General features: G+C 67.2%; 19 protein-coding genes. 9 read left to right on the forward strand and 10 right to left on the reverse strand.

Annotation, left to right across the window (positions count from 1 at the left end; all coding sequences use genetic code 11):
- Window positions 1–91 precede the first annotated feature (91 nt).
- On the reverse strand, window positions 92–1,003 hold the full coding sequence (locus tag FHR21_RS09490) for a sugar phosphate isomerase/epimerase family protein (protein WP_184097600.1): 912 nt from the start codon (window positions 1,001–1,003) through the stop codon (window positions 92–94).
- An 84-nt stretch (window positions 1,004–1,087) separates the two neighbouring features.
- Between FHR21_RS09490 and FHR21_RS09495 the strand changes: the two genes are divergently transcribed.
- On the forward strand, window positions 1,088–1,726 hold the full coding sequence (locus tag FHR21_RS09495; protein ID WP_184097602.1) for a GNAT family N-acetyltransferase: 639 nt from the start codon (window positions 1,088–1,090) through the stop codon (window positions 1,724–1,726).
- Between the two features lie 483 nt (window positions 1,727–2,209).
- Here the strand turns inward: FHR21_RS09495 and FHR21_RS09500 are convergent, their stop codons facing one another.
- The 3 genes from FHR21_RS09500 to FHR21_RS09510 form a co-directional block, all read right to left on the reverse strand.
- A complete protein-coding gene (locus tag FHR21_RS09500; protein WP_184097604.1) occupies window positions 2,210–2,494 on the reverse strand; it encodes a hypothetical protein in 285 nt (94 codons plus the stop codon).
- A gap of 178 nt (window positions 2,495–2,672) precedes the next feature.
- Window positions 2,673–2,972, reverse strand: a complete 300-nt coding sequence (gene sciP, locus FHR21_RS09505; RefSeq protein WP_089215118.1) for a CtrA inhibitor SciP — start codon at window positions 2,970–2,972, stop codon at window positions 2,673–2,675.
- A gap of 2 nt (window positions 2,973–2,974) precedes the next feature.
- Window positions 2,975–3,358, reverse strand: coding sequence for a hypothetical protein (locus tag FHR21_RS09510; protein ID WP_184097606.1), 384 nt, complete (start codon window positions 3,356–3,358; stop codon window positions 2,975–2,977).
- Window positions 3,359–3,501: 143 nt separating this feature from the next.
- On the opposite strand from FHR21_RS09510, the gene mnmA reads away from it, so the two are divergent.
- The 7 genes from mnmA to FHR21_RS09545 all read left to right on the forward strand — a co-directional run bounded on the left by mnmA (window position 3,502) and on the right by FHR21_RS09545 (window position 7,450).
- Window positions 3,502–4,638, forward strand: a complete 1,137-nt coding sequence (gene mnmA, locus FHR21_RS09515; RefSeq protein WP_184097608.1) for a tRNA 2-thiouridine(34) synthase MnmA — start codon at window positions 3,502–3,504, stop codon at window positions 4,636–4,638.
- A gap of 57 nt (window positions 4,639–4,695) precedes the next feature.
- Window positions 4,696–5,124 carry a hypothetical protein gene (locus FHR21_RS09520; RefSeq protein ID WP_184097610.1) on the forward strand — a complete coding sequence of 143 codons (429 nt, stop codon included), beginning with the start codon at window positions 4,696–4,698 and terminating at the stop codon, window positions 5,122–5,124.
- 72 nt (window positions 5,125–5,196) lie between these two features.
- Window positions 5,197–5,349, forward strand: a complete 153-nt coding sequence (locus tag FHR21_RS09525) for a hypothetical protein (RefSeq protein ID WP_184097612.1) — start codon at window positions 5,197–5,199, stop codon at window positions 5,347–5,349.
- Between the two features lie 18 nt (window positions 5,350–5,367).
- On the forward strand, window positions 5,368–6,063 hold the full coding sequence (locus FHR21_RS09530) for a DsbA family oxidoreductase (protein ID WP_184097614.1): 696 nt from the start codon (window positions 5,368–5,370) through the stop codon (window positions 6,061–6,063).
- 49 nt (window positions 6,064–6,112) lie between these two features.
- Window positions 6,113–6,442: a hypothetical protein gene (locus tag FHR21_RS09535; protein WP_184097616.1), complete on the forward strand. Its 330-nt coding sequence runs from the start codon at window positions 6,113–6,115 to the stop codon at window positions 6,440–6,442.
- Window positions 6,443–6,693: 251 nt separating this feature from the next.
- The gene (locus tag FHR21_RS09540; RefSeq protein ID WP_420825276.1) at window positions 6,694–7,104 is read left to right on the forward strand and encodes a thermonuclease family protein; all 411 of its coding nucleotides are present in this window, start codon (window positions 6,694–6,696) and stop codon (window positions 7,102–7,104) included.
- Between the two features lie 100 nt (window positions 7,105–7,204).
- Complete coding sequence (locus FHR21_RS09545) at window positions 7,205–7,450, forward strand: DUF2171 domain-containing protein (protein WP_184097619.1); 246 nt, start codon at window positions 7,205–7,207, stop codon at window positions 7,448–7,450.
- A 181-nt stretch (window positions 7,451–7,631) separates the two neighbouring features.
- On the opposite strand, the gene FHR21_RS09550 is transcribed toward FHR21_RS09545, so the two are convergent.
- The 3 genes from FHR21_RS09550 to FHR21_RS09560 all read right to left on the reverse strand — a co-directional run bounded on the left by FHR21_RS09550 (window position 7,632) and on the right by FHR21_RS09560 (window position 9,553).
- Complete coding sequence (locus FHR21_RS09550) at window positions 7,632–8,141, reverse strand: hypothetical protein (protein WP_184097621.1); 510 nt, start codon at window positions 8,139–8,141, stop codon at window positions 7,632–7,634.
- 221 nt (window positions 8,142–8,362) lie between these two features.
- Window positions 8,363–8,512, reverse strand: a complete 150-nt coding sequence (locus tag FHR21_RS09555; RefSeq protein WP_184097623.1) for a hypothetical protein — start codon at window positions 8,510–8,512, stop codon at window positions 8,363–8,365.
- 54 nt (window positions 8,513–8,566) lie between these two features.
- On the reverse strand, window positions 8,567–9,553 hold the full coding sequence (locus tag FHR21_RS09560; protein ID WP_184097625.1) for a hypothetical protein: 987 nt from the start codon (window positions 9,551–9,553) through the stop codon (window positions 8,567–8,569).
- Between the two features lie 414 nt (window positions 9,554–9,967).
- Here FHR21_RS09560 and FHR21_RS09565 point away from each other — a divergent pair, with 414 nt between their 5' ends.
- A complete protein-coding gene (locus FHR21_RS09565; RefSeq protein ID WP_221235114.1) occupies window positions 9,968–10,474 on the forward strand; it encodes a hypothetical protein in 507 nt (168 codons plus the stop codon).
- 381 nt (window positions 10,475–10,855) lie between these two features.
- On the opposite strand, the gene FHR21_RS09570 is transcribed toward FHR21_RS09565, so the two are convergent.
- From FHR21_RS09570 to FHR21_RS09580, 3 genes are all read right to left on the reverse strand, one after another.
- A complete protein-coding gene (locus FHR21_RS09570; RefSeq protein WP_184097627.1) occupies window positions 10,856–11,086 on the reverse strand; it encodes a hypothetical protein in 231 nt (76 codons plus the stop codon).
- 130 nt (window positions 11,087–11,216) lie between these two features.
- Window positions 11,217–12,281, reverse strand: coding sequence for a ribonucleotide-diphosphate reductase subunit beta (locus FHR21_RS09575; RefSeq protein WP_184097629.1), 1,065 nt, complete (start codon window positions 12,279–12,281; stop codon window positions 11,217–11,219).
- A 120-nt stretch (window positions 12,282–12,401) separates the two neighbouring features.
- Complete coding sequence (locus tag FHR21_RS09580; RefSeq protein WP_184097631.1) at window positions 12,402–14,342, reverse strand: ribonucleoside-diphosphate reductase subunit alpha; 1,941 nt, start codon at window positions 14,340–14,342, stop codon at window positions 12,402–12,404.
- Window positions 14,343–14,660: the final 318 nt, after the last annotated feature.

A 14,660-nucleotide genomic window follows, 5' to 3' on the forward strand; every position in this document is an offset into this window, starting at 1 on the left:
GCAACCCGGTACGACAAGCTCGCCAGAAACTACGCTGGCTTCCTCAATCTCGTCGCAGCCATCAAATGTGCCGCGTGAATGTAAACGTCGCCTAGCGTCCAAGCCCCGCGAAATAGCGTCCGGCCTGGAGGGTTGCGGGAAGCTGTTCGGCGGGCGTCAGGTTGTCGCGCTCGGCGAAAAGATGGACGATCCCGGCGCCGCGCGCCGCGGCGAGCCAGCCCGGCCAGTCGAAGCCCGCGCTGAAATCGGCCGACGGCGGCAGGTCGAGCCTGGTGCGGGGCGCGAAGGGCCGGCGCCATTGCTTGAGGTGCGCGGCCCGGAAGCGGCCCGGATGCTCGGCGAGCAGCGCGAAGGGATCGGCGCCGGCGAGGATGACATGGCCGACGTCGAATTCGAAGACGACGCGCTCCGGGTCGGTTCCGGCGAGCAGCATCGCATAGGGCGTCGTGCGGTCGAGCGGCGCGAACTCGATATTGTGATTGTGATAGCCGATCGTCAGCCCGTGCGCCGCCGCCCTGTCGGCGACCCGGTTCAGCCGCTCGGCGTTCCAGCGCCAGTCGTCGGCGTTCAGGGTGCGGGCGAACAGCGCGCTGCCGCGCTCGCTCTGAGGCAGGTCGAGCGCATCCGCGAAGCCGGGAACCGGGGCGAAGACATGGGTTAGACCAAAGCCCGCGGCTTCGTCGAGAAGCGGGGCGAGTTCCTCGTCGCTCGCCAGCAGGATCGGTAGGTGCGCGCAGCGGCAGGACAGGCCCGCTTCGGCGAGCATCGCGGCAAAGGTGGTACGGTCGCCGGAGGGCCAGCCCGCAAGCTCGACCGCGCCGAAGCCTGCGGCGGCGATGGCGCGCAACGTCGCCGCGGGATCGGCGGCGAGTGCGTCCTTGACCATCCAGAGCTGAATGCCGAGCTGCGGATGGTCCGCTGCGACGGCACTTGCTGTCCCAGGAAGCACCGCAGCGAGCAGAGCGGTCGACAACAGCGACCGTCGCGTGCAGTGATGGTCCATTGGTTCGCTCTCCCTGCCCATGCTTGTCCGACCGCCGCCGCGGCCTTATCGTCGCCAGCATAGCGAGCGGCCGGAGGCAAGGCCATGGCGACAAGAACGGCGACACCGCTGCATCGCATCGAGGTGCATAGCGAGCTGAACGACGGCACCGCCGTCTGCCTGCGCACGATCACGCCAGAGGATGAGCCGCTGCTGCGCGCCGGGATCGCGACGTTGTCGGCCGAATCCCGTTATCTGCGCTTCTTCTCGCCGACACCGATGCCACCCGATCCGGTAGTCGCCGGACTGGTCGATGTCGACGGGCACGATCATATCGGCTGGGGCGCGCTCTGCACCGACTGCGAAGGCACGCCGGCGATCGGCGCGGTGCATGCGGTGCGCTATGCGGACGGCGGGACGATCGGCGAATATTCCGTCGCGGTGCTCGACGCCTTCCACGGCAAGGGGCTGGCGCGGATGATGACCGCGGCGCTGCTGATTCAGTGCCTCGCCGAAGGGTTGACCGAGCTCGACGTCCACACCTTGGCGGAGAATCGCGCCGTGGCGCGGCTCGTTCATTCGCTCGGCGCGACTTGGCTGCGCGGATCGGCCGGCGTCGCCGAATATCGCATCGACGTGATGCGGGCGCTGGAGGGGCTGCGCGCCGACCGCGACGCGCGGGGCGTGCAGGACGTGTTCCGGGCATTGGAGCATCGAGCCTTAAATCCGGCCCGTTCGCCCTGAGCTTGTCGAAGGGCTGTTCTTTCTTTCAGGCACTGCAAGAAAAAGGACGGTGCTTCGACAAGCTCAGCACGAACGGAAGAAAGGGTGATGCAGATTTACGGCTTGCCGCTCTAGATTCTGATGACATTGGATTGACCTCTTCGTCATTGCGAGCGGAGCGAAGCAATCTCCAGCTATCGGTATCGAAGAGCGATGACTGGAGATTGCTTCGCTCCTCGCAATGACGATCCATCTCATGGCGTCATGCTCTGAGGCTTGTGGGGATTCAGGTTTCGGCGGCCCTATAACGGTAAAACCATGTGTCCCCGCGAAGGCGGGGACCCACGGCTTTTTCAGCACCGGTCGGGATTCCTCAAGACAGATCCCCACAACCCCTGGCCGGTGAAACGGAGCGCTGATCCGGCCCGCGCACCAAAAGGGCGCCGGGGGAAGGCCGCCGGCGCCCTCTCGCTGCCTTCGATGAAGACAGGCTTGAGCCGTTGCTTACTGCTTGGGCGGGGTCTGGGTGTCGCCGACGCCGCTTTCCGACGGGGCGATCTCGCCATTGTCGTCCATCGCATTGGCCTTTTCTTCGCCCTGTTCCTCGACGACGTCGGCCTTTTTCTCCATAGCATCCTGCGCCGGGCCCTCGGGCATGGCGTCGGCCTGATCGTCGATGGCGTCGGCCTGCGCCTCCGCCTGATCCTCGACCTTGTCGGCCTGCGGGCTCTGGCACGCGCCGAGCGCGAGGGCCGACGCCGCGGTCAGTGAGATGATGATCTTGCGCATTCGAGTGTCTCCTTGATTACTCCCCGGCTTAACGCCGGGTGAACCAAGGGGTTGCAAGAAAATAGACAAATCACGGAAGTTGCGTCATTATTTTTGCTGATATCACCATGGGTTTTCGGCGCCTCGGGCAAAAAAGAGGGCGCTCGCGGCGCCCTCTTTCGCACAAGGTCCGCGCGGCTCAGAAGCGTTGCTGGCGCTCGTAGAGGTCGCGGTAGTGCTGGATGCGGGTGACGCGCAGGCCCGGCATGCCGCTGCGATCGATCGATCGCTGCCAGCTCGCGAACTCTTCGAGGCTGAGGCCGTAGCGCTCGCAGGCCTCGTCGACCGTAAGCAGGCCGCCGTTGACCGCGGCGACGACCTCGGCCTTGCGGCGGACGACCCAGCGGGTGGTGTTCGGCGGCGGGAGCGAGTCCAGTGTCAGCGGCTCTCCGAGCGGACCGATGACCTGGGCGGGGCGAATTTTCTGATTCTCGATCATGATCATTCCATAAAGTCTTCGACGGGGGGGATCGGTTCGACCGACAGCGGCTGGTCTATATCGGAGGGGTTCAACATCGGCTGAAACCCTCTGGTAAACAGGCTGTTCATGGTTTGGGACGGGCCGTTCGCCGCTTCGGACAAGTCGAAGAAGCGTACCGGCCCCCGGTCGACGGAACGGGCCCCACCCGCATGTCCGCCCAGCATTTCGCGCAATGCCGTGAGCCGCGCCGCGTGCGATTCGTCCTGCGCCCGGGCGCGCAGCAGGCGCACCGTCGGCAGGGCGGTCTGGCGCGCGCTCGACACGGCCAGGATGATGTCGAAGCCGGGCTTCGCCATGCTGGCCGCACTGTCGGGGCGCGGAAGATCGGACGGGACAAGGTTCATGCCGTCGGTCTAGCAAGCACCACCTAAGGTCCCGTAAATGCCCATTTCAGAGCTTGTTAGCGAAGCTTAACCCCCGTCAATATTTTGACGAAGCGGCGGAAATGCTGGCATTTCGGCATCGGAATCCCTAGAGGACCGCGATCATGACCGATGTGCTTGCCCCCGACCGACTCGGCGATTTCCAGCTTGCCGGACCGCTGAAGGACCGGCGAATCGTCGTCGCCATGTCGGGCGGGGTCGATTCGAGCGTCGTCGCGGCGCTTGCCGCGCGCTCGGGCGCCGAGGTGATCGGGGTGACGCTGCAGCTTTACGATCATGGCGCCAAGGCGAAGCGGGTCGGCGCCTGCTGTGCCGGGCAGGATATCCGCGACGCGCGCGCGGTTGCCGACCGGCTGGGTTTCGCGCACCATGTCCACGATCATGAAAGCCGCTTTCGCGACACGGTGATCGACCAGTTCGCCGACGAATATCTGAACGGGCGGACTCCTATCCCCTGCGTGCGTTGCAACATGGGCGTCAAGTTCACCGATCTGTTCGCGCTGGCGAAGGACCTCGGCGCCGACTGCCTAGCAACCGGCCATTATGTCCGCCGCGTGATGGGACCGGCGGGCGCCGAGTTGCATCGTGCGGTCGACCCGGCGCGCGACCAGAGCTATTTCCTGTTCGCGACGACGCAGGAGCAGCTCGATTTCCTGCGCTTCCCGCTGGGCGGGCTGGAGAAGAGCGTGGTGCGCGACATTGCTCGCGACCTGGGGCTGGGCGTTGCAGGCAAGCCCGACAGCCAGGACATCTGCTTCGTTCCCGACGGCGATTATGCCAGCCTGGTTCGCAAGCTGCGGCCCGAGGCCGAAGATCGGGGTGAGATCGTTCATGTCGACGGCACGCTGCTCGGCGCGCACCGGGGCCTGATCCATTATACGGTCGGGCAGCGGCGCGGGATCGAGATCGGCGGACAGGCCGAGCCGCTCTACGTCGTGCGGCTCGACGCCGAGGCGAAGCGCGTCGTCGTCGGGCCGCGGCGCGCGCTCGCCGTGTCGGGCGCGCGGCTCGGCGAGGCGAACTGGCTTACCGACGTCGAGGGCCGCGACCTGCTCGCCAAGGTGCGCAGCATGGCGAAACCGGTGCCGGCGCGGGTCGAAGGCGACCGGCTGCGCTTTGCCGCGCCCGAATATGGCGTCGCGCCGGGGCAGGCGGCGGTGCTCTATGACGCGGCGGACGAAAGCCGCGTCCTCGGCGGCGGCTGGATCGAAGAGACATTCGCCGCTGAGCCGACGGAATAGATTGCACTTTTCCCCGTCCTGCCGCAGCCTTGTCGACGAAAAATGGGGAGAAGAGCCATGATCAACTGGGTGCTGCGCGGCGCCGTCCTGCTGTGGGCGGTGTTTTTCCTGATTCTGGGCGTGCAGGGCGTGCTCGACCCGGCGACCTATACCGGCCAGTTCGGCATCGCGGCCGACGGCGTCGCGGCGAATACGGTGCGTGCCGACATGTCGGCCTTTTTCCTGGTGTCGGCGGTCGCGGCCGCGATTGGCGCGCTGCTGCCGCGCTGGCGCGGTGCGCTGCTGGTGCCGGCGGCGCTTTATGGCACGGCGCTGGTCGGGCGGCTGATCGGTGCGGCGAGCGGCGACATGGTGGGTCCGGCGATCATCCAGGCCATGATCGTCGAGGCGCTGTCGCTGGCGCTGATGGCCGGAAGCTGGTGGGTCTTGTCGCGGCCGACGGTTGTTGCCGCCGGACAGGCGGGGGATGAGGCTTCACCGGTCTAGGCGCTTGTCTTTTCGGTCGGTCCGTGCGTTAAGAGGGCGCGGTCGCGCCCCTGTTTGCGGGAAGGACCGGCCATGGCCAGCGACCACGACAAGCGTAGTTCGTCCGACCGGCGGTCGGGTGACCGGCGGATCGCCGACGATCCCGACTATAAGGGCCCCGAACGCCGCAGGGGCGAACGCCGATCGGGCAAGGATCGGCGCGCCGACGACCGGAGCGAGCCCTGACGGACAGGAGATGAGTCGATGACCGGAACGATGGACAGGCCGCGCCTTTCGGTCGATATCGTCTCCGACGTGATGTGCCCCTGGTGCATCATCGGCTGGTTGCGATTCCGGACGGTGATGACGCGTTTCGCGGGACGGCTGGATTTCCGGGTGCAGTGGCATCCCTTCGAACTCAACCCCGACATGCCGCCCGAGGGCGAGGATGCGGCGAGCCATGTGCAGCGCAAATATGGCATCAGCGCCGAACAGAGCCGCGCCAACAGCGGCAAGATGGCGGCGGTGGCCGCGGAACTGGGCTTCGCCTTCAACCGCGGACCCGGTTTCCGGATGCGCAACAGTTTCGACGCGCATCGGCTGCTGAGCTGGGCGGGGGCGCTGGAAGAGGCCGAGCAGGCGAGCGCGACCGGGGTGCAGACGGACCTCAAGCTCGCGCTGTTCCGCGCGCATTTCACCGACAATCGCGACGTGAGCGACCATAGCGTGCTCGCCGAGATCGCGGCGTCGGTCGGGCTCGACGCGGCCCGGGCGGCGGCGATCCTGGCGTCGGACGATTATGCCGAGATGGTGCGGACCGAGGAAGCCTATTGGGCCGAGCAGAATATCACCGGCGTTCCCGCCTTCATCCTCGGCGGCCGGATGCTGGTGCCGGGGGCGCAGGACCCGGAGGTCTTCATTCGGGTGATCGAGCGCAAGGTGCTGGCCGACGCGGCCTGAGGAACGCGGTGACGCCGCTGCGCGTTGGAGAGGCAGGAAGGAGCCTGTGATGGCCGACGAATCCCGCAAGCCCCCGGCGGACGATGTCCGCAATCCTGAGGCCCCCGAGGCGGTGAACCGCGAGCAGCGCGACGACGACGCGCAGGCGCAGACCGTGGCCGAAGCGGCCCGGCACGGGCGGCGGCTGGAGGATTCGAAAAAGCCCCCGGGCCGCGACGAACGCGACGATGTGCAGGATCTGGTCGACCATATGCGCCAGATGGAGCGGTCGGGCCGCATCGACATGGACGCCTATCGCGGCGAACGCAGCGACGACGACGAGGAGGACGAACTCGGCCCCGGCGGGGTCGACGACGAGGAACCGCGCGGCGCGCCCTGAGAGGCAAGCGCCGAAACGGCGCCGCGCCGGACGCGGTTGGTACCGGCCCGCTTCCATAGCGGATCGGCCCTTTTGCTTTTTGGCAAGCAGATGGTGGCAGGGTCGGTGGCATGCCGGTTCATCCCTTCCCACCCGTCCGGTCCCGGCGGGTTTCGCCGCGCCAACGCCGGCGTGTGGTTCGACGCAGCTTCGCCCGATCGCTGATTCTGGTCGCGGCGGGCGGTTTCGTGGGGACGCTGGCGGTGCTGCAAATGGCGGGGGCGCCGCCCGCGGCCTTCGCCGACCTGCCCGCCCGCACCGCCGCCGTCGATCCGCTTTCGGCGCATTTCGGGCTCTGTTCGACCGGCGGCGGGCGCGATTGCGTCGTCGATGGCGACACCTTCTGGTTCGCCGGGGAGAAATATCGCATCGCCGATATCGACACGCCGGAAACGCATCCGTCGCGCTGCGCCGAGGAGGCGCGGCTGGGGGCGGCGGCGACACGGCGGCTGTGGGACTGGCTGAACGCCGGCGCCTTCCGCCTCGAGACCGTCGAGCGCGACAGCGACCGCTATGGCCGCAAACTGCGCGTCGTGACCCGCGGCGGCGAAAGTGCCGGGTCGGTGCTGGTCGCCGAAGGGCTGGCGCGGCGTTGGGAAGGCCATCGCCGGCCCTGGTGCTGAGGGCGGGACGGCGGGCGACGATTCGCCCCGCTTCGCCGCGCCGGTGGATCGAATCGCCGCCGCGGCGCGTATGATGATTTTGGCAGCGAGGAGAAGGACCATGGCCGAGCATAGCGCGATCAAGGAACATATGACGGTGGTGGGCGCCGACGGCGTCCATGTCGGGACCGTCGATCATCTGGACGGCGACCGCATCAAATTGACCAAGAGCGACAGCCCGCAGGCCGAGGACGGCGAAGGCGCCAGACATCATTATCTGCCCGCCGGGCTGGTCGCCGCGGTCGAGGGCGATACGGTGCGGCTGTCGGCGACCGCCGCCAACGCGGTCGACCTGTTCGAGGAGTGACGGGATAATCAGAGGGCCGGCGGGCGCAATCCGGCGCCCCGGCACTGAAACTGGCCCGCCCCGCGCCGCACGGGGGCGGGCCATTTTCTTGTGGGGAGCAGCGCGCGCCGAAAAGAAAAAGGCGCCGGGGAGGGGGGACCCGGCGCCTTCGTGCGACCGCGGTCGGGAGTGTCGATCGGCCCTAGCGGCTGCCGGGGTCGGCCTCCGAATCCGTATCGGCGGACGCGTCGGCCCCGGCATGCGCTTCGAGCTGGGCCTGCGGGACCTTGCTGACCAGGCCCTTCGCGGTGTCGGTGCCATGGGCGTAGAGCGCCGAAAGCGGCACATTGTAGAGCTTTCCGCCGCTCACCACGACGGCATTGCCGCCGTCGACGCTCTGCACGGTGCCGATGCTGTTGCCGTCCATGTCGGTGACATTGGCGCCGGCGCGCACCTGCTCCTGCGTCGCGAGGGTGAGGTCGGTCGCGTCGACGGCGTCGTTCGCCGTCTGGTCGACCTGATCGACGACCTCGCCGACCGGCTGGGTCACCTGGTCGGTCACATTGCCGACGGTGCCGGCCGGATCGACCTGGCCGGCGACGTCGCCGGTCACATGGCCCGTGACCTGTCCGGCGGTGCCGGCGAGCTGGGCGAACGCCGGGGTGGCGATCGCCGCGGTGCCGGCGGCGAGGAGGATGAAAGTCTTGCGCATCGAAAATCTCCTGCGGTTGACGGGGATACGGGGGAAACGAGCGGCGCGCGCCGCTTGTTTCATCGCGCGCCGACGCGGGCGCGCGCCGAATCGGCGCCCGAAGCGCATAAAGCGGTGGGATTTCAAGGACTCGGCGTCCAATTCGGCCGGACGCGCAGCGCGGCGGATCGCCGAATTTTTGCGACGAAGGCCCGCGCGCGACGCGGCGCGCGGACCCGCCGTCAGTGGGACTTGCGCGGCGCGGCGATCAGCTTGTTGAGCGTCGCGATGCGGCGGCGGGCGGCGGTCCAGTCGCGTTCGGGATGCGCCTGGATCTGCGTCAGGAGGGTGGCGAGTTCCTTGCGGCGATCGCCTTCGGTCACGGCCTGCATGGGCTTTCTCCTTTCGCGGCCAGTGTAGCACATCCCGCGTCCGCGGCGCACGCTTCACCGCGCCGGCGGGGCGGAACGCCCGGCCCGCGCGCGGTTTTCGCCGGTGCCCCGCGCCTCTGCCACGCCGCGATCGTTGGCGGGCGCGGGAATCGCGAAAAAGGCGCGCCGTGCCGCCTCGCCGGCCGCGCGCAGCGGCGCGACCTCGGCCTCGCGCGCCGCCAGCCACGCCTCTTCCTCGTCGATCTCGAGGGTGCGCTCATAATCCTCATCGCCGAATTCGCCCTCCTCGATGCCGGTGAAATCCTCGGGCGGCGGGAAATTGGTGCGCCATTCGCCGTGCGCGTCGTCGTGCCAGACGTGCATGTCGGCGGCGGCCTCTTCCGGGGTCGGCTCGGCGACGGGCTCGACGTCCGGATCGGCGGAAAAGCGTGCAACTTCATTCGCGATCGGGCTGTCCTTCCACAGCGTCGCGACCGGGTTGGCGCGGTTGTCGCGCCCCGCGAGCCACAGCGCGAGCGCGGCGTTGTGGCCGCCCGATTCGCCGTCGACGCCCGGCTCGACTCCCGCGGCGTCGAACAGCGACAGGAAGCCGTCCCAGTCGCCCGCGATGACCTGCGCCAGCATGTCCTCGCCGGCCTGCGCGCGCACCTCGACCACGCGGTCGAGCCGCGCGAGCATCGCGAGGCCGAGGCGCGGGTCGTGGCGGCGGCGGTTGTGGTAATGATAGCCCTCGCGCGTCGCGGGCCCGCGCTCATAGCTTTCCTCGATCCCCCAGATCGCGCGGTCGAGCAGCTCGTCGGCGAGCCGCTCGCGCGCGATCCGCACCGCCGCCGCCCAGCCGAGCCGAAAGGCGGCGCCCTGCGGTTTGTGGCGGAGCTGATAGGCGGCGCTGGGCGACATCGACACGCGGGTGGCAGCGATCTTGACCGATCCGGTGACCGCGAGATGGGAGAGGAAGTCGCGCTGGAGGGCGGGGGTCCAGTGATAGCTGGGCGGCGCGGCGGGGGCGGGGGCGGGGATCGCGGCGGTGGCGTCGGTCATGGGGGGAATCCTCCTTTATGGCTGGTCGAATGGGCGCATTGAACCATATAGGTAAATTGTAGGAAAGCGATTTTTCCTGTTCGGCGTGCTGCCTTCCGTTTCCATGCCCTGATCCCCGGCGAACGCCGGGGTCCAGAGGCGTAGCGCCACGCGGCGTGGACCCCGGCTTTCGCCGGGGATCGGGGGAGGGCCGGGGCGGCCGGGCCTGCTCCAGATCCTCCCTGCGGCGCAGCCGTGGGGAGGGGGGACCGCCGCCGCAGGCGGTAGGGGAGCGGCGGCCAGCGCCAGCGAGCGCTGCGCGCTCGGCTCCTCCGTCAGCGCTTCGCGCCGCAACCTCCCCATCGCCGCGCGACCGGGAGGATTGGTGGCCTCCATGCTGGCGCCGCGCGTCCGCCGTGCCTATGTGTGCGGGCGATGGCGTATCGGGACCGGCAAATCATCGTGATCGCGCGGCTGAAGGCGAAGCCGCTGCTGGCGGGGCAGGCGGTGTCGGCGCTGCTGTTCGCGGCGCTGGCGGTGGGACAGGCGGCGCCGGTGGCGGCCGACGGCGCGGCGGCGATGCTGCGCGCGATCCTGTTCGGCGACGCGGCGGCGAGCGCGGCGATGCTCGCCGCGCTGTTCCTTTTCTGGACCTGTCTGCGGCTGTGGCGCCAGCGCGACGCCTGGATCTTCCACGACGGCGCGCGGCTCTATCGCGGCGGCGCCCTGTCGTGGCCGCTCGGGGCGGTCCGCGACGTCGTGACCGAACGCGGCGGCCTCGGCCTGCCGTCGCTGCGGCTGGTCGTCGACGACGACAGCGAGACGACGCGCGAACTGGTGCTGCTGCCCTTGCTCGAAGGCTCGCCGGCGGCGGTGCGCGGCGGGGTGCTGTTCGCGGCGGCGGGAGTGGGCGCGGTGCCGAGCGGGGTGACGGTGAATTGAGGGAGGATTTTCGTTTCACGCGAAGACGCGAAGGCGCGAAGATTCATTCCTCATACGTCATCCCCGACGTGATCGGCGATGATCCCCTCTGCCCCCATATGGCGTCATTGCGAGCGGAGCGAAGCAATTTCCAGCGATCATCCTAACTTGCCGATGGCTGGAGATTGCTTCGTCGCTACGCCCCTCGCAATGACGCCTGCGGATGTCGCGGGGATTATCGCCGATCATCACGTCCGGGCCCCGTGCTTCGGCTGTTATATGGGTCCCGGATCAAGTCCGGGGTGACGAAGATGGGGGTGGGATGGAGGCGTCCCCGCGCCGCGTCATGCCGGACTTGATCCGGCATCCATGCGATGGAGCGCGGCGGCGGGGAAATTCACCTCAAACCGAAAACCCGCCCGAATTGCGCCGGTTCGACCCCGCCGCCAGCACCTTCCTGCCCGTCGGGGTCAGCGTCCATCTGGCGCCTTGCTGCGTCACTAGGCCCAGCGCGACGAGTTCGTCGCGGATCGGGTCGGTGGGGAGTTGGGGGCGGCGGTTGGAGAGGCCCTCCAGGCACGCGCGCTGGGGTTGGCTGAGGTGCAGGAGCTTGAGTTTTTTCTTGTCGGTCATGGATGGCCTTTTTGACTCTTTTGCGCGTTGCGGCGCGGCGCCGGCGTCGCTGGCCCTCCCCGCTGCGACTAGCCAGCAAGCTGGCAAGTCTCGCTGCCCCTCCCGCTTGCGGGAGGGGTTTTGAAGGGGGCTACTCCGCGGCGATGCCGGCCTTGGCGAACATGTCCTCGCCGTCGCCTTCGCCTTCGGTGGTCGCGGCGCCGTCGTCGTTGGTCTTGGCCTTCTTGCGGTTGTCGAAGCTGGTCCACACGCTGTTCCAGTCGCCGCGCGTCGCGGCCTTCGAATATTCGGTGGCGCGGGTTTCGAAGAAGTTGGCGTGCTCGACGCCGTTGAGCAGCGGGGCGAGCCAGGGGAGGGGGTGTTCGTCGATCATGTAGATCGGCTGGAACCCGAGCTGCCCGAGGCGCCAGTCGGCGATGTAGCGGATGTAGCGCTTGATCTCCTTGGGCGTCATGCCGGGGACCGGGCCCTGTTCGAAGGCGAGGTCGATGAAGGCATCCTCGAGCCGCACCGTCTTCTGGCAGCAGTCGATGATGTCTTCCTTCACCGCCTTGGTCAGGCAGTCGCGTTCCTTGACGAAGGCGTGGAACAGGCGGGTGATGCCCTCGCAGTGCAGGCTTTCGTCGCGGATCGACCAACTGATGATCTGGCCCATGCCCTTCATCTTGTTGAAGCGCGGGAAGTTCATCAGCATCGCGAAGCTGGCGAAGAGCTGAAGCCCCTCGGTAAAGCCGCCGAACATCGCGAGGGTGCGCGCGATATCCTCGTCGTCGTCGACGCCGAAGGTGCCCATATAGTCGTGCTTGGCGCGCATCTCGTCATATTCGAGGAACATGCCATATTCGCTCTCGGGCATGCCGATCGTGTCGAGCAGGTGGCTGTAGGCGGCGATGTGCACCGTTTCCATGTTGCTGAACGCGGTCAGCATCATCTTGATCTCGGTCGGCTTGAACACGCGGCCATATTTGTCGTGGTAGCAATCCTGCACCTCGATGTCGGCCTGGGTGAAGAAGCGGAAAATCTGGGTCAGCAGATTGCGTTCATGGTCGCTGATCTTCTGCGCCCAGTCGCGGCAGTCCTCGCCCAGCGGCACTTCCTCGGGCACCCAGTGGATCTGCTGCTGGCGCTTCCAGAAATCATAGGCCCAGGGATATTCGAAGGGCTTGTAGGTCTTGCGGGCTTCCAACAAAGGCATCGGTCTATCCTCAGCTTCTAAACTTCAATCGTCATCCCCGCGCAAGCGGGGACCCAGTGTCGCGTAATCCCGCCCTGGGTTCCCGCTTTCGCGGGAAAGACGGGCAGGAGGAGCGCGGCCTTATTGGCACGCCAGGCACTCGTCGTAATCGGTGCTCTCGGCCGAGAGTTCGAATTTCGCGGCCTCGGGGGTGTTGTCGGCCTCGACACCGCCCGCGAAGCCGGCGCGCTGGACCGATTTCGAGCGGAGATAATAGAGCGATTTGATGCCGAGTTCCCACGCGCGATAGTGGAGCATGAGCAGGTCCCATTTCTCGACATCGGCGGGGATGAAGAGGTTCAGCGATGCGGCCTGGTCGATATAGGGGGTGCGGTCGGCGGCGAGTTCGAGCAGCCAGCGCTGGTCGATCTCGAAGCTGGTCTTGTAGCAGTCCTTCTCGTCCTGGGTCAGGAAGTCGAGGTGCTGGACGCTGCCGCCCTTTTCGAGGATCGAGTTCCAGATGCTGTCGCTGTTCTTCGCCTTGTCGACGAGCAGGCTTTCGAGGTGCGGATTCTTGACCACGAAGCTGCCCGACAGCGTCTTGTGGGTGTAGATGTTCGCCGGGATCGGCTCGATGCATGCGCTGGTGCCGCCGCAGATGATGCTGATCGACGCGGTCGGCGCGATCGCCATCTTGCACGAAAAGCGCTCCATCACGCCCTGGTCGGCGGCGTCGGGGCAGGGGCCGCGTTCCTTGGCAAGCAGCATCGAGGCCTGGTCGACCTGGCTGCGGATATGCTTGAAGATGCGCAGGTTCGACGATTTCGCCATCGCACCTTCGAACGGCAGGCCGCGCGCCTGGAGGAAGCTGTGGAAGCCCATGACGCCGAGGCCGACCGAGCGTTCGCGGCTGGCGCTGTACTTGGCGCGCGCCATTTCGGGCGGGGCGCGGTCGATATAGTCCTGGAGGACATTGTCGAGCATGCGCATGACGTCCTCGATGAACGCCTTGTCGCTGTTCCACTCGTCCCAGGTTTCGAGGTTCAGCGACGAGAGGCAGCAGACCGCGGTGCGATCGTTGCCGAGATGGTCGCGGCCCGTCGGCAGCGTGATCTCCGAGCAGAGGTTCGAGGTCGAGACCTTGAGGCCGAGGTCGCGGTGATGCTTGGGCATCATCCGGTTCACCTGGTCGATGAAGATGATGTAGGGCTCGCCGGTCGCGAGGCGCGTCTCGACCAGCTTCTGGAACAGGCTGCGCGCGTCGACGGTGCCGCGCACACTCTGGTCCTTGGGGCTGCGCAGGTTGAACTCAGCGCCGTCGCGCACGGCCTCCATGAACTCGTCGGTGAGGAGGACGCCGTGGTGGAGGTTGAGCGCCTTGCGGTTGAAGTCGCCCGACGGCTTGCGGACCTCGAGGAACTCCTCGATCTCGGGATGCGAGATGTCGAGATAGCAGGCGGCCGAGCCGCGGCGCAGGCTGCCCTGGCTGATCGCGAGGGTCAGCGAATCCATCACGCGGACGAAGGGGATGATGCCGCTGGTCTTGCCGTTGAGACCGACCGGCTCGCCGATGCCGCGGACATTGCCCCAATAGGTGCCGATGCCGCCGCCGCGCGACGCGAGCCAGACATTCTCGTTCCAGGTGCCGACGATGCCCTCGAGGCTGTCGTCGACGCTGTTGAGATAGCAGGAGATCGGCAGGCCGCGGCCGGTGCCGCCGTTCGAGAGCACCGGGGTCGCGGGCATGAACCACAGCTTCGAGATATAGTCGTAGAGGCGCTGGGCATGATCGGCGTCGTCGGCATAGGCGGCGGCGACGCGGGCGAAGAGATCCTGATAGGATTCGCCGGGGAGGAGATAGCGGTCCTGCAGCGTCTCCTTGCCGAAATCGGTGAGCAGCGCGTCGCGGCTCGCGTCGGTCTCGACCGCGAATCGGCGCGCGTGGACTGTGGGCTCGACGTCGCCGTTCAGCTTCGCCTTGACACCTGCGGTCGATTCGACCGGGGTCTCCGCCTCTGTCCTGGTCAGTTCAGCCGTCGCCACGTCGCTCGTCTCCACCCGATCCGTTTCCCGAAAATCCATTGTTCTGCCCTGCCTCTCTGCTCGCGCCGCGGCGCGATCTGTTCCTGTCTTGTTCGACTCAGGGCGAAGCCCCAGCCTAGCATCTTTCGCCCCCCTCGTGGGGCATATTTTTCAGACGCAAACGCGTTCCTCCCGTGCCCATATGGGATGGGCGACGGAAAACCGCCACTTTCGGTCTGACACAAATTATTGGGTGCCCCCGTCGGCTGACCCACCACCTATAGTGCCATGTCGGCGCGCCGATGCAAGACGGTAAATGACAGGTTGAAGACTCGACTCGCCGATATTTTGATTCGGTTCGTCGCTCGAATGGACCGG

The organism is Sphingopyxis panaciterrulae, from assembly GCF_014199295.1.
Taxonomy (GTDB): Bacteria; Pseudomonadota; Alphaproteobacteria; order Sphingomonadales; family Sphingomonadaceae; genus Sphingopyxis; species Sphingopyxis panaciterrulae.

Bases quoted from the DNA above. Each gene is read 5' to 3' on its own strand.
- FHR21_RS09500 (WP_184097604.1), bottom strand. From the start codon at position 2,494: ATGCGCAAGATCATCATCTCACTGACCGCGGCGTCGGCCCTCGCGCTC.
- FHR21_RS09550 (WP_184097621.1), bottom strand. From the start codon at position 8,141: ATGCGCAAGACTTTCATCCTCCTCGCCGCCGGCACCGCGGCGATCGCC.
- FHR21_RS09580 (WP_184097631.1), bottom strand. From the start codon at position 14,342: ATGGATTTTCGGGAAACGGATCGGGTGGAGACGAGCGACGTGGCGACG.
- FHR21_RS09510 (WP_184097606.1), bottom strand. From the start codon at position 3,358: ATGAACCTTGTCCCGTCCGATCTTCCGCGCCCCGACAGTGCGGCCAGC.
- FHR21_RS09545 (WP_184097619.1), top strand. From the start codon at position 7,205: ATGGCCGAGCATAGCGCGATCAAGGAACATATGACGGTGGTGGGCGCC.
- FHR21_RS09560 (WP_184097625.1), bottom strand. From the start codon at position 9,553: ATGACCGACGCCACCGCCGCGATCCCCGCCCCCGCCCCCGCCGCGCCG.
- mnmA (WP_184097608.1), top strand. From the start codon at position 3,502: ATGACCGATGTGCTTGCCCCCGACCGACTCGGCGATTTCCAGCTTGCC.
- FHR21_RS09520 (WP_184097610.1), top strand. From the start codon at position 4,696: ATGATCAACTGGGTGCTGCGCGGCGCCGTCCTGCTGTGGGCGGTGTTT.
- FHR21_RS09530 (WP_184097614.1), top strand. From the start codon at position 5,368: ATGACCGGAACGATGGACAGGCCGCGCCTTTCGGTCGATATCGTCTCC.
- FHR21_RS09495 (WP_184097602.1), top strand. From the start codon at position 1,088: ATGGCGACAAGAACGGCGACACCGCTGCATCGCATCGAGGTGCATAGC.
- FHR21_RS09555 (WP_184097623.1), bottom strand. From the start codon at position 8,512: ATGCAGGCCGTGACCGAAGGCGATCGCCGCAAGGAACTCGCCACCCTC.
- sciP (WP_089215118.1), bottom strand. From the start codon at position 2,972: ATGATCGAGAATCAGAAAATTCGCCCCGCCCAGGTCATCGGTCCGCTC.
- FHR21_RS09535 (WP_184097616.1), top strand. From the start codon at position 6,113: ATGGCCGACGAATCCCGCAAGCCCCCGGCGGACGATGTCCGCAATCCT.
- FHR21_RS09490 (WP_184097600.1), bottom strand. From the start codon at position 1,003: ATGGACCATCACTGCACGCGACGGTCGCTGTTGTCGACCGCTCTGCTC.
- FHR21_RS09575 (WP_184097629.1), bottom strand. From the start codon at position 12,281: ATGCCTTTGTTGGAAGCCCGCAAGACCTACAAGCCCTTCGAATATCCC.
- FHR21_RS09570 (WP_184097627.1), bottom strand. From the start codon at position 11,086: ATGACCGACAAGAAAAAACTCAAGCTCCTGCACCTCAGCCAACCCCAG.
- FHR21_RS09525 (WP_184097612.1), top strand. From the start codon at position 5,197: ATGGCCAGCGACCACGACAAGCGTAGTTCGTCCGACCGGCGGTCGGGT.
- FHR21_RS09565 (WP_221235114.1), top strand. From the start codon at position 9,968: ATGGCGTATCGGGACCGGCAAATCATCGTGATCGCGCGGCTGAAGGCG.
- FHR21_RS09540 (WP_420825276.1), top strand. From the start codon at position 6,694: ATGGCGGGGGCGCCGCCCGCGGCCTTCGCCGACCTGCCCGCCCGCACC.